Consider the following 11,729-nt stretch of genomic DNA (forward strand, 5'->3'; position numbering starts at 1 on the left):
GGGCGCTGCAGAGGCAGCGCCCCGCGCGGTGGTGTCGTGCTGCGGGGTGGATCAGCCGGTGAACGTGCCGGACTTGACCGGCTTCCAGCCCTTGGTCGGGTCCTCGGTGGACTTCACCTGGTACACGGTGAGCTGCTTGTTGGTGGCGTCGCCGTACTGGTCGAAGGAGACCTTGCCGGTCACACCGTCGAAGGAGACGCCCTGCATGGCCTCGACGATCTTGGCGCGAGCGTCGTCGGGCAGCTTGCCGTCGTTGTCGTCGACGACCTTCTTGACCGCTTCGATGATCGCCCAGGCCGAGTCGTACGAGTAGCCGCCGTAGGCCTCGTAGGCCTCCTTGAAGCCGGCCTTCTTGTAGTTCGCGATGAACTCCTTGGCGGACGACAGCTTCTCGACGGGCTGACCGATCGAGGTCGCCATGTCGCCCTTGCCCTCCTTGCCGGCGAGCTTGACGAAGTCGGCGCTGTAGATGCCGTCACCGCCGACGAGCGGGATCTTGGCACCTGCCTTCTTCATCTGCTTGCTGAGCGGGCCGGCCGCGGGGTACTCGCCGCCGTAGTAGACGACGTCGGCGTCGGAGTTCTTGATCTTGGTGGCGACGGCGCCGAAGTCCTTGGTGTCCGGGTTCACGTGCTCCGTGCCGGCGACCTTGCCGCCGAGCTTGGTGAACTCGTCCTTGAAGGTGGCGGCCAGACCGGCGCCGTAGGTCTTCTTGTCGTCGACCACGAAGACCTTCTTCTTCTTCGCGTCGTTGTACAGGTACTGCGCGGCGAACGGGCCCTGGATGGCGTCCGTGGTGGCCGTACGGAAGTAGGCCTTGTACGGGCGAACCTTCTTGCCGCCGTTCCAGTCCTGGCCCTGGGTCATGGCCGGGTTGGTGTTGGCGGGGGAGACCTGGACGAGCTTCGCGTCGTCGAAGACCTTCTGCATCGACTCGCCGACGGAGGAGTTCAGGGGCCCGACGGCGCCGAGGATGTCCTTGTTCGCGACGAACTTGGTCGCGTTGGTCTGGCCCGACGCGGGCTGTCCCTGGTCGTCGGCGGCTTCGATCTTGAAGGTGATGCCGTCGACGTACTTCTTCTCGTTGGCCTGCTTGGCGGCGAGGTCCACGGAGTTGCGGATGCCGAGGCCCAGCGCGGACAGGTCGCCGGTCAGCGGCGCGTCGACGCCGATGACCACGGTGGTACCGCCACCCCCGGCGTCGTCCTTGTCCTTGTCGTCGCGTGAGCCACAGGCGGTGAGGGTGAGTGCCCCCGCGGTGAGTGCAGCGGTGATGGCTATGAGCGAACGTTGACGCACGATCAGTCCTTTCCCCTGGCACGGCCGTCCCCTGTTGGGTGGCCGAGTCGAGCGCAGAACCGAACTGACAGGAATCCGGTGGGCGCGGTGACTGGCCGTGACTCTAAGGGGCGCTTTGTTCCTGGTGGAGTGGTCGGGCCAAAGGTGTGACGCTCTTGTTATGCCACGGAGTATTCCGCGCTGGAACTCAGGGGGCGGATGAGACGGAATGCGCCGTCTTCGGCGCATCCCGCATGCTGAGAACTTGCAGGACTGTCAGGGTGTTTTACTCATGACATCAGTGTTCGGGGGGCATGCGGCTGTCAGGGCCGCTGAAAGATCTTTTGCGTACGCCGAGCCGAGGATGAAGCTCTGTATCTGCATTGCGCGCACATTACGCAGTGTTACGACCAGGAAAGGGAGTCCGGCATTCCGCTGCACATTTCCACATTCGCGAATGTGCATCGTGATCCGTGCCGTACGAGGGCTTCCCGTTTTCACGGTGAATGGGGTATGGGGAGCGGCGGTGACCGACAGGGCCGTCGTCGGCTGGGCGATCCGTCGGACGGACACCGGCGGCCCCGAGTCCTGGTCGACCCTGACGGTGAAGCTGAACGTGCGATCGCCCGCCCGCGGGTGCGTCATCCCGCCCTTGTACGACACGGAGACGGTCTGCGACGGGTAGAGCGGTGGCGGCGGCGCCGGGGGCCGGGGACGGGTCAGATAGAGGCTCAGCCCCGCCGCCCCGACGGCCACGGCCGTGGCGAGGGCCAGGGCGGTGCGGCGGTGGCGGGTGAGGAGCGGGTGGCTCCTGACGGGGTGGGCGGCGACTTGGTCCGCGGTGGCGGCTCGGGGGTCCTGGGCGTCGCCGGCGGCTTGCACGGCGCCGGCGTCGTAGGTGTTGTCGCCGGGCTCGATGGGGCCGATGGCGTTCACACCCACGGCCCGCCGCTCGGCTCCCCGTGGCGGTAGCGCTTCTCGCACCGCTCGCGGGCCTCCCGGGAGATCAACTTCCGCCCGGCGTCGACCCCTTGGCGCTTTCGCTCGGCGCGGGCCAGGTCGAGGGTGTCCCGCAGGATCATGTACTGACCGTTGGAGAGGCCCATCGACTGGTAGTCGCCGTAGGTCTCCTTGCCCGAGTCGTAGATCTGCCGCCCCCACTTGGTGATCAGGGCCGTGCAGAGGTCCTCCGGGGACGTGGTGGAAGGGGCGGGCCCGGGGGTGTCGTCGGCGGAAGGCGGGCCCCCGCAGCCGGTGGCGGTGAGCAGGGTGGTCAGGAGGGGGGCGGCGAAGGCGAGCGCACAGAGCGGTTTCCGGTGCCTCATGCACCGACGCTAGACCGGGGCCCCACGCTCCGACAATGCGTGGGGCGGGCCCGGTCGGTGCGGGGCGCGTCCGCCTCCAACCGCCTTATCCGGCGGAGCCGTTGCGCTCCACGTCGCGCAGCAGGCAGGTCAGCCGCGCGGTGCACACCCGCTTGTCCTGCTCGTCGGTGATCACGATCTCGTACGTCGCCGTGGAGCGGCCCCGGTGCACGGGCGTCGCCACGCCGGTGACCAGGCCCGAACGCGCGCCCCGGTGGTGCGTGCAGTTCAGGTCGACGCCGACGGCGAGCTTCTTGCTCCCGCCGTGCAGCATCGAGCCGACCGAGCCGAGGGTCTCGGCAAGGACGGCGGACGCGCCGCCGTGCAGCAGGCCGTACGGCTGGGTGTTGCCCTCGACCGGCATCGTGCCGACGACACGGTCCGCGGAGGCCTCGACGATCTGGACGCCCATACGGGTGCCGAGGTCGCCCGCGGAGAACAGGGCGGGCAGGTCGACGCCGAGCGCGGCGTACTCGTCGATGACCTCTTGCGGGAACTTCACGCTGTGCTGCTCGCCCATGGGCCCGGCTCCGTTCGTCGTCCTCACCAGTCGCTGAGCGAACGCTCAGTCGGTGCCCGATTGTTCCAGGCGTACGACGACGGACTTGCTGGCGGGGGTGTTGCTGGTGTCGGCCGTCGCGTCCAGCGGGACCAGGACGTTCGTCTCCGGGTAGTACGCCGCGGCGCAGCCCCGGGCGGTGGGATAGTGCACGACCCGGAAGCCGGGCGCGCGCCGCTCGACGCCGTCCCGCCACTCGCTCACCAGGTCCACGTACGACCCGTCGGCGAGGCTCAGCTCGCGGGCGTCCTCGGCGTTGACCAGGACGACCCGGCGGCCGTTCTTGATGCCCCTGTAGCGGTCGTCCAGGCCGTAGATCGTGGTGTTGTACTGGTCGTGCGAGCGCAGCGTCTGCAGCAGCAGCCGCCCCTTCGGCAGCTCGGGGAACTCGACGGGCGCCGCGGTGAAGTTCGCCTTGCCGGTGGCCGTGGGGAAGCGGCGCTCGTCGCGCGGGGCGTGCGGCAGGGCGAAGCCCGCGGGGTCGGCCACCCGCGCGTTGAAGTCCTCGAAGCCGGGGATCACGCGCGCGATGCGGTCGCGCACCGTGGCGTAGTCCTTCTCGAACTCCTCCCAGGGCGTGGCCGATCCGGGGCCAAGGACGCGGCGGGCGAGGCGGCACACGATGGCGGGCTCGGAGAGCAGCTGCGGGCTCGCGGGCGCCAGACGGCCGCGCGACGCGTGCACCATGCCCATGGAGTCCTCGACGGTCACGAACTGCTCGCCGCCACCCTGGACGTCCCGCTCGGTGCGGCCGAGCGTCGGCAGGATCAGCGCCCGCGCGCCCGTCACCGCGTGCGAGCGGTTCAGCTTCGTCGACACGTGGACGGTCAGGCGGGCCTTGCGCATGGCCGCCTCCGTCACCTCCGTGTCGGGCGAGGCCGCCACGAAGTTGCCGCCCATCGCGAAGAACACCTTCGCCTCGCCGTCCCGCAGCGCCTTGATCGCGCGGACGACGTCCAGGCCGTGCTCGCGCGGCGGCGCGAAGCCGAACTCCTTCTCCAGGGCGTCGAGGAAGGCCGGGGCGGGCCGCTCGAAGATGCCCATCGTGCGGTCGCCCTGCACGTTCGAGTGCCCGCGCACCGGGCACACGCCCGCACCCGGACGGCCGATGTTGCCGCGCAGCAGAAGGAAGTTGACGACCTCGCGGATGGTCGGCACGGCGTGCTTGTGCTGTGTCAGGCCCATCGCCCAGCACACGACCGTGCGCTTCGACGCGAGCACCATGGCGAGGGCTTCCTCGATGCGGTCGCGCTCGAGCCCGGTGGCCGCGAGGGTCTCTTCCCAGTCCGCCGTGCGCGCGGCCTCGGTGAACGCCTCGTACCCATGGGTGTGTTCGCGGACGAACTCCTCGTCGACCGCTCCCTCCGTCTCCAGGACGAGCTTGTTCAGGAGACGGAACAGGGCCTGGTCGCCGCCGAGGCGGATCTGCAGGAAGAGGTCGGTGAGGGCGGTGCCCTTGAGCATGCCCTGCGGGGTCTGCGGGTTCTTGAACCGCTCCAGGCCCGCCTCGGGCAGCGGATTGACCGTGATGATCTTCGCGCCGTTGTTCTTCGCCTTCTCCAGGGCGGAGAGCATGCGCGGGTGGTTCGTGCCCGGGTTCTGCCCGGCGACGATGATCAGGTCCGACTTGTAAAGGTCCTCCAGGAGGACGCTGCCCTTGCCGATCCCGATGGTCTCGGTGAGGGCGGAGCCGGACGACTCGTGGCACATGTTCGAACAGTCGGGCAGGTTGTTCGTGCCCAGCTCACGGGCGAACAGCTGGTACAGGAACGCCGCTTCGTTGCTGGTGCGGCCAGAGGTGTAATAGACGGATTCGTCCGGGCTGTCCAGCGCGGCCAGTTCCTCGGCGACTATGTCGAAGGCCCGCTCCCAGGAGACGGGTTCATAGCGCTCGGCGCCCTCCGCCAGATACATGGGGTGGGTGAGGCGGCCCTGCTGGCCCAGCCAGTAACCACTGCGGGTGGCGAGGTCGGCCACCGGGTGCGCGGCGAAGAAGTCCGGGGTGACGCGGCGCAGCGTGGCCTCCTCGGCCACCGCCTTCGCGCCGTTCTCGCAGAACTCCGCGGCGTGCCGGTGCTCCGGCTCGGGCCAGGCGCAGCCGGGGCAGTCGAAGCCGTCCTTCTGATTGACCCGCAGCAGGGTCAGCGCCGTACGGCGCACGCCCATCTGCTGCTGGGCCATGCGCAGCGAATGCCCGATGGCGGGGATGCCCGCCGCGGCGTGCTGCACCTCGGCGACCTGCGGCGCGTCCTGGACCGGATCACCCTTGGGCGACTTCCTTGCCATGATCGGCTCCCCTTCGAGCACGTGCGTGAGCTATGTCTGCGATCCTCCCACGCGACGCTGACAGCGCGGTCGCGGGTGAGGGTTGGGCCTGAGTGTCAGTGGGGCGTGGCAGGATCGGGGACGTGGCAGAAAAAGCAGCGAAGAAGAAGTCCGAGACCGCGCCGAAGCCGAGTGGCGAGCAGCGTCCGCGCCTGCTCCTCATGGACGGGCACTCCCTGGCCTACCGGGCGTTCTTCGCGCTGCCCGCGGAGAACTTCACGACCGCGACGGGCCAGCCGACGAACGCGATCTACGGCTTCGCGTCGATGCTGGCGAACACCCTGCGCGACGAGGCGCCCACGCACTTCGCGGTGGCGTTCGACGTCTCGCGCAAGACGTGGCGCTCCTCGGAGTTCCCCGAGTACAAGGCGAACCGCTCCAAGACCCCGGACGAGTTCAAGGGTCAGGTCGAGCTGATCGGCGAGGTGCTCGACGCGATGAACGCCGTGCGGTTCGCCGTGGACGGCTTCGAGGCGGACGACGTCATCGCCACGCTCGCCACCCAGGCCGAAGCGGCCGGCTTCGACGTCCTGATCGTCACCGGCGACCGCGACTCCTTCCAGCTGATCACCGACCACGTGACGGTGCTGTATCCGACGAAGGGCGTCTCCGAGCTGACGCGCTTCACCCCGGACAAGGTCGAGGAGAAGTACGGCCTCACGCCCAGCCAGTATCCCGACTTCGCGGCCCTGCGCGGCGACCCCTCGGACAACCTCCCCGGCATCCCCGGCGTCGGCGAGAAGACCGCCGCGAAGTGGATCAACCAGTTCGGTTCCTTCGCGGACCTCGTCGAGCGCGCCGACGAGGTCAAGGGCAAGGCCGGGCAGAACTTCCGCGACCACCTGGACGCGGTGAAGCTGAACCGCCGCCTCACGGAGATGGTGCGCGACGTCGAGCTCCCCAAGGAGGTCACCGACCTGGAGCGCGCCGCGTACGACCGCACGGCCCTCGCCCTGGTCCTCGACACCCTGGAGATCCGCAACCCCTCGCTGCGCGAGCGCCTCCTCGCCGTCGACCCGGGTGCGCAGGAGGCCGACGAGACGCCTGCCGAGCCCGGCGTGGAGCTGGACGGCTCGGTGCTCGGCGCGGGTGAGGTCGCGCCCTGGCTCGCCGAGCACGGCAAGGCGGTCCTCGGTGTGGCCACGGTCGACACCTGGGCGATGGGCACGGGCTCGGTGACCGAGGTCGCCCTCGCCGCGGCCGGGGGAGCGGCGGCCTGGTTCGACCCGTCCCGCCTGGACGAGGCCGACGAGAACGCGTTCGCGGCCTGGATCGCCGACCCGAAGAAGCCCAAGGTCCTGCACAACGCCAAGGCCGCGATGCGGGTCTTCCCCGAGCACGGCTGGAGCGTGGACGGCGTCACCATGGACACGGCGCTCGCCGCGTACCTGGTCAAGCCCGGCCGCCGCTCCTTCGCCCTGGACGCCCTGTCCCTGGAGTACCTGGGCCGTGAGCTGGCGCCCGCGTCCGCGCCCGAGGGACAGCTCGCCTTCGGCACGGAGGAGGACGACCGGGCCGAGGCCGACTCGCTGATGCACCAGGCCCGCACGATCCTCGACCTGGGCACGGCCTTCGGCGAGAAGCTGAAGGAGGTCGGCGCCGGTGATCTCCTGACGGACATCGAACTGCCGACGTCCATCCTCCTGGCCCGCCTGGAGCGGCACGGCATCGCGGCCGACCGCGCCCATCTGGAAGCGATGGAGGAGCAGTTCGCGGGCGCGGTGCAGCAGGCGGTGAAGGAGGCGCACGAGGCCGCGGGCCACGAGTTCAACCTCGGCTCGCCCAAGCAGCTCCAGGAAGTCCTCTTCGGCGAGCTGAACCTCCCCAAGACGAAGAAGACCAAGACCGGGTACACCACGGACGCGGACGCCCTGGCCTGGCTCGCGGCCCAGACCGAGAACGAACTGCCGGTCATCATGCTGCGCCACCGCGAGCAGGCGAAGCTGCGCGTCACGGTCGAGGGCCTGATCAAGGCCATCGCCGCCGACACCCGCATCCACACGACGTTCAACCAGACGGTGGCGGCGACGGGCCGTCTGTCCTCCACCGACCCGAACCTCCAGAACATCCCGGTCCGCACGGACGAGGGCCGGGCGATCCGCCGCGGCTTCGTGGTCGGCGAGGGCTTCGAGTCCCTGATGACCGCGGACTACAGCCAGATCGAACTGCGCGTGATGGCCCACCTCTCCGAGGACGAGGGCCTCCTGGAGGCGTTCGAGTCGGGCGAGGACCTGCACACGACCGTGGCGTCCCAGGTGTTCGGCGTGGAGGGCTCCGCCGTCGACGCGGAGATGCGCCGCAAGATCAAGGCCATGTCGTACGGACTGGCGTACGGCCTCTCGGCGTTCGGCCTCTCCCAGCAGCTGAACATCGAGGCGGGCGAGGCCCGTGCGCTGATGGACACGTACTTCGAGCGGTTCGGCGGCGTACGCGACTATCTGCGCCGAGCCGTCGACGAGGCCCGCGCCACGGGCTACACGGAGACGATGCTGGGCCGCCGCCGCTATCTCCCCGACCTGAACAGCGACAACCGCCAGCGCCGCGAGATGGCCGAGCGGATGGCCCTGAACGCGCCCATCCAGGGCACGGCCGCGGACATCGTCAAGATCGCCATGCTGAACGTGCACCGCGCACTGACCGAGGCGAAGCTCGACTCCCGCATGCTGCTCCAGGTCCACGACGAAATCGTCCTGGAGATCGCCCCGGGCGAGCGCGCGAAGGTCGAGGAGCTGGTCCGCCGCGAAATGGCCAGCGCGGCGTCGCTGCGGGCTCCGCTGGACGTCTCGGTGGGCGTGGGACCGGACTGGGAGTCGGCAGCGCACTGACGGCTGCGCCGGACTTGAGCGCAGTTCCTCCTCCCGGCCCCGGTTGGAAAGTTCCAGCCGGGGCCGGGAGGGTCCGGGAAGGTCAGCCCCTCCGGCGTTTGAGGAGCGGGGTCCGGGGCGGAGCCCAGGGCGGGGCGCCGCAGGGCCCCTCACCCACGTGGCCCAGGCCCCCAGGCCCGAAGAAGGCGCCCCGGCCACGATGACCGCATGGCCCTTCACCTGCGAAAGTGCCGAATAGCGATAGCCACGGCACTGGTCACGACCCTCCTCACCCCCCTCCCCGCAACCGCCGCCGGCGTGAGCACCGCGCAACGCGCGGCCTCCTGCACGGCCCGCAGCGACCCCGCCCTCGCCGCCCAGCTCTCCCGCGAGATCCGCGCCGTCCTGACCGCCCGGCGGGGCACCGTCTCCGTGGCCCTCCACGACCCCGCCACGGGCCTCAGCTGCACCTTCGGCAGCAGCCACCGCTACGACACCGCGAGCGTCGCCAAGGTCATGATCATGGAGGCCGCCCTGCGCCGCGCACAGGACTGGGGCCGCGGACTCACCGCCTGGGAGCGCCGCAAGATACATCCCATGATCACCCGCTCGGACAACACCGCGGCCGGGCGCCTCTTCGACGACCTGGGCCAGTCCTACATCGGCCGCTTCCTCGGCCGCGCGGGCACCTCCGCCACCACGCTCAATCCCTACGGCCTCTGGGGCCTGACCCGCACCTCCGCGGCCGACCAGCTCCGCCTTCTCGGCGTCCTCACCGGAGCCAGGGCCCGCGCCCTGCTCAGCCCGCGCTCACGCGCGTACGGCCTCAAGCAGCTGAACGAGGTGCGGCGCGACCAGCGCTGGGGCGTGCCCGCCGGAATGCCGCGCGGCACCAAGGCGTACCTCAAGAACGGCTGGCTGCCCCGGTCCACGAACGGCTGGCGGGTGCACAGTGTCGGCGCTTTCACCGGAACCGGAACCGGGAAGGCGTCAAAGACGTCTCAAGGCCGTAGCCGCATGTACCGCATCGTCGTCCTCTCGCACGACAACCCCACGATGAAGTACGGGGTCCGTACGATCGAACGCGTTGCCCAGGCCGTGCACCGCGCGCTCAACAAGGGCCGCTCCACGGGGCAGGAGCTCACCCCGGAGAGCGAGATCAGCGAGGTGCCCGACGGCTCGGCCCCGGCCGAGGACCCGACCGGCGCCTCGCCCGACGTCCCGCCCGAACAGGACACGGCCAACCGGTGAAAATCGGGCACGAACGGGTGTCTGGGCGCCGGAAGTTGTCGTAGTGTCGCCTGAGTCGGCCTGCTGGGGAGCACAACGGGGAGCACAACAGGGCAGGGCGGCGACAGGCACAGTCGTCAAGGGGAGGGGTTCACGGTCATGGCGGCGGTATTCGGCAGGCGGTTGCGCAGGGGAGCGGTGACCACCGCGGTGGCCGCCGCGGCGGTGGCGGCGCTCGCGGCGTCCCAGGCCCCGGGCGTGGCGGACGTCTCTCGCGACGAGCGGGCGGGGGCCTCCGGCTCCACACCGCCACCGGAGGAGTCCGCGACCGGCAACTCCCCTTACTACACCGACCTTCCGCCCCTGAAGACCCCGGTCCCGCCGACCGGAGCGCCCACCGGCGACGCCGAGGAGAGCGGCTCGGGGATACCCGCCACGGTCCTGGACGCGTACAAGAAGGCCGAGTCGTCCCTGGCCACCTCCAAGCCCGGCTGCAAGCTCCCCTGGGAGCTGCTCGCCGCGATAGGCCACGTCGAGTCGGGCCAGGCGCGGGGCGGCCGCGTGGACGCCAACGGCACGACGCGCGACCCCATCCTCGGCCCGCCCCTCAACGGCAACGGCTTCGCGAAGATCACCGACACCGACGGCGGCGCGTACGACGGCGACACGACGCACGACCGCGCGGTCGGCCCCATGCAGTTCATCCCCTCGACGTGGGACACCTGGGCGCAGGACGGCAACGCGGACGGCAAGAAGGACCCGAACAACATCTACGACGCCGCGCTCGCGGCGGGCAACTACCTCTGCGCGAACGACCGCGACCTGTCCGTCGGGGCCGAGCTGCACAAGGCGATCCTCAGCTACAACCACTCGACCGAGTATCTGAACCTGGTCCTGACGTGGCTGGAGCACTACCGCGAGGGCACCCACGAGATCCCCGACGGCACGGGCGTCGTGCCGAACGACCGCAGCGACTCCGGCACCCCGGGCACGGGCCCCACGACGACGCCCACGCCCTCGGCGTCCGGCTCGCCCTCGCCGAAGCCGCCCCAGCACGACAAGCCCGGCGGCAAGCCGACGAAGCCCCCCACGTCCGGAGGCGGCGGTGGCAGCGGCGAACCGACCACGCCTCCGTCGAGCGGCGGCGGCTCCCACACCCCCACGCCGACCGAGCGGGTGTCGAGCCTGGAGAACGCCGGCACGGGCAAGCTCGCCGCGACGGCGGGCGACGCCTTCGCCGAGCGCGTCGAGGTGCGCACCCAGTCCGCTTCGGGCTCGGGCGTGGCCAAGGTCAAGGTGAAGTTCGCGATCGTCGGCGACACCGACGCGCGCTTCCCGGGCGGCGCCACCAGCGCGACGGTCGCCACGGGCGCATCGGGCAAGGCCACCGCCCCGGCGCTCACGGCGGGCGAGAAGACGGGCGAGTTCAGGGTCCGGGCCACGGTCGTCGGACGCTCGCTGCCCGCTCTCGGCTTCAGGGCGACGGTCAGCGCGCGCCAGGCCGACGCCCTCGCCAGGACCAGCGACAAGGCGCTGACCTGCGAGCCGGGCAAGGAGTTCGCCGACCAGGTGGAGGTCAAGGCGACGTACAAGGGAGAGGCCGCCGACCGCGTCGCGGCCACCGCGACCATGGTCAAGTCGGCGACGGACGCCACGGCCAACGACAAGGGCCCGTACTTCAAGGACGCGGACGGCAAGCCGGTCCGCACCCTCAAGGCCCTGAAGACGGACGCGAACGGCGTGCTCAAGCTCCCCAAGATGTACGCCGACGACGCGGCGGGCACCTACCTCCTGCGCGTCACCACCACGGGCGGCGCGACGCTCACGGTCGAGCTGAAGGTGGCGGCAGCGGCCTCCCCGGCGGCCTAGACCCGCACAAACACCCCCTTCGGGGAGCGTTCCACGCGACGCCCCTCCGCCACCACGGCGGAGGGGCGTTCCGCTGTGTGCAACGTGTTCTCATCTGGCCGCCGCGTTGCTACGGTGCCCCAGCCCTGACGCCCTGTCAGTTCCTGCCGGGAGGATCCGCATGCGCGCTCTCGTCGCCGCCGCGACCGGTCTTGCCGTCGCCTTCGCCCTGGTCCTGACGATCACGGCGATGGGGGCCCCGCCCGGCGAGACATCGCCGAAGCCCCTGCTCACCACCGTCCCCAAGCACCCGTAGGGAGG

9 protein-coding genes are annotated in these 11,729 nt (G+C 70.5%); 5 read left to right on the top strand and 4 right to left on the bottom strand.

Annotated features, from left to right (window positions below):
• Positions 1 to 51: 51 nt before the first annotated feature.
• The gene (locus ACFUPX_RS18305) at positions 52 to 1,299 is read right to left on the bottom strand and encodes a branched-chain amino acid ABC transporter substrate-binding protein (protein WP_383322935.1); all 1,248 of its coding nucleotides are present in this window, start codon (positions 1,297 to 1,299) and stop codon (positions 52 to 54) included.
• Between the two features lie 505 nt (positions 1,300 to 1,804).
• Here ACFUPX_RS18305 and ACFUPX_RS18310 point away from each other — a divergent pair.
• Positions 1,805 to 1,963, top strand: coding sequence for a hypothetical protein (locus ACFUPX_RS18310; protein WP_383322938.1), 159 nt, complete (start codon positions 1,805 to 1,807; stop codon positions 1,961 to 1,963).
• Positions 1,964 to 2,210: 247 nt separating this feature from the next.
• On the opposite strand, the gene ACFUPX_RS18315 is transcribed toward ACFUPX_RS18310, so the two are convergent.
• The 3 genes from ACFUPX_RS18315 to ACFUPX_RS18325 all read right to left on the bottom strand — a co-directional run bounded on the left by ACFUPX_RS18315 (position 2,211) and on the right by ACFUPX_RS18325 (position 5,487).
• Positions 2,211 to 2,603 carry a hypothetical protein gene (locus tag ACFUPX_RS18315; protein WP_383322941.1) on the bottom strand — a complete coding sequence of 131 codons (393 nt, stop codon included), beginning with the start codon at positions 2,601 to 2,603 and terminating at the stop codon, positions 2,211 to 2,213.
• A gap of 85 nt (positions 2,604 to 2,688) precedes the next feature.
• Entirely contained in the window at positions 2,689 to 3,162 is a 474-nt protein-coding gene (locus tag ACFUPX_RS18320; protein WP_383322944.1) for a PaaI family thioesterase, read from the bottom strand.
• Between the two features lie 45 nt (positions 3,163 to 3,207).
• Positions 3,208 to 5,487 carry an FdhF/YdeP family oxidoreductase gene (locus ACFUPX_RS18325; RefSeq protein WP_383322947.1) on the bottom strand — a complete coding sequence of 760 codons (2,280 nt, stop codon included), beginning with the start codon at positions 5,485 to 5,487 and terminating at the stop codon, positions 3,208 to 3,210.
• 122 nt (positions 5,488 to 5,609) lie between these two features.
• Between ACFUPX_RS18325 and polA the strand changes: the two genes are divergently transcribed.
• The 4 genes from polA (at position 5,610) to ACFUPX_RS18345 (ending at position 11,724) form a co-directional block, all read left to right on the top strand.
• A complete protein-coding gene (gene polA / locus ACFUPX_RS18330; RefSeq protein WP_383322950.1) occupies positions 5,610 to 8,351 on the top strand; it encodes a DNA polymerase I in 2,742 nt (913 codons plus the stop codon).
• A 297-nt stretch (positions 8,352 to 8,648) separates the two neighbouring features.
• A complete protein-coding gene (locus tag ACFUPX_RS18335) occupies positions 8,649 to 9,581 on the top strand; it encodes a serine hydrolase (RefSeq protein ID WP_383322953.1) in 933 nt (310 codons plus the stop codon).
• Between the two features lie 138 nt (positions 9,582 to 9,719).
• On the top strand, positions 9,720 to 11,429 hold the full coding sequence (locus ACFUPX_RS18340; protein WP_383322956.1) for a lytic transglycosylase domain-containing protein: 1,710 nt from the start codon (positions 9,720 to 9,722) through the stop codon (positions 11,427 to 11,429).
• A gap of 160 nt (positions 11,430 to 11,589) precedes the next feature.
• Complete coding sequence (locus ACFUPX_RS18345) at positions 11,590 to 11,724, top strand: SPW_0924 family protein (RefSeq protein WP_383322959.1); 135 nt, start codon at positions 11,590 to 11,592, stop codon at positions 11,722 to 11,724.
• Positions 11,725 to 11,729: the final 5 nt, after the last annotated feature.

The organism is Streptomyces sp. NPDC057302 (assembly GCF_042667685.1).
Lineage (GTDB): Bacteria > Actinomycetota > Actinomycetes > Streptomycetales > Streptomycetaceae > Streptomyces.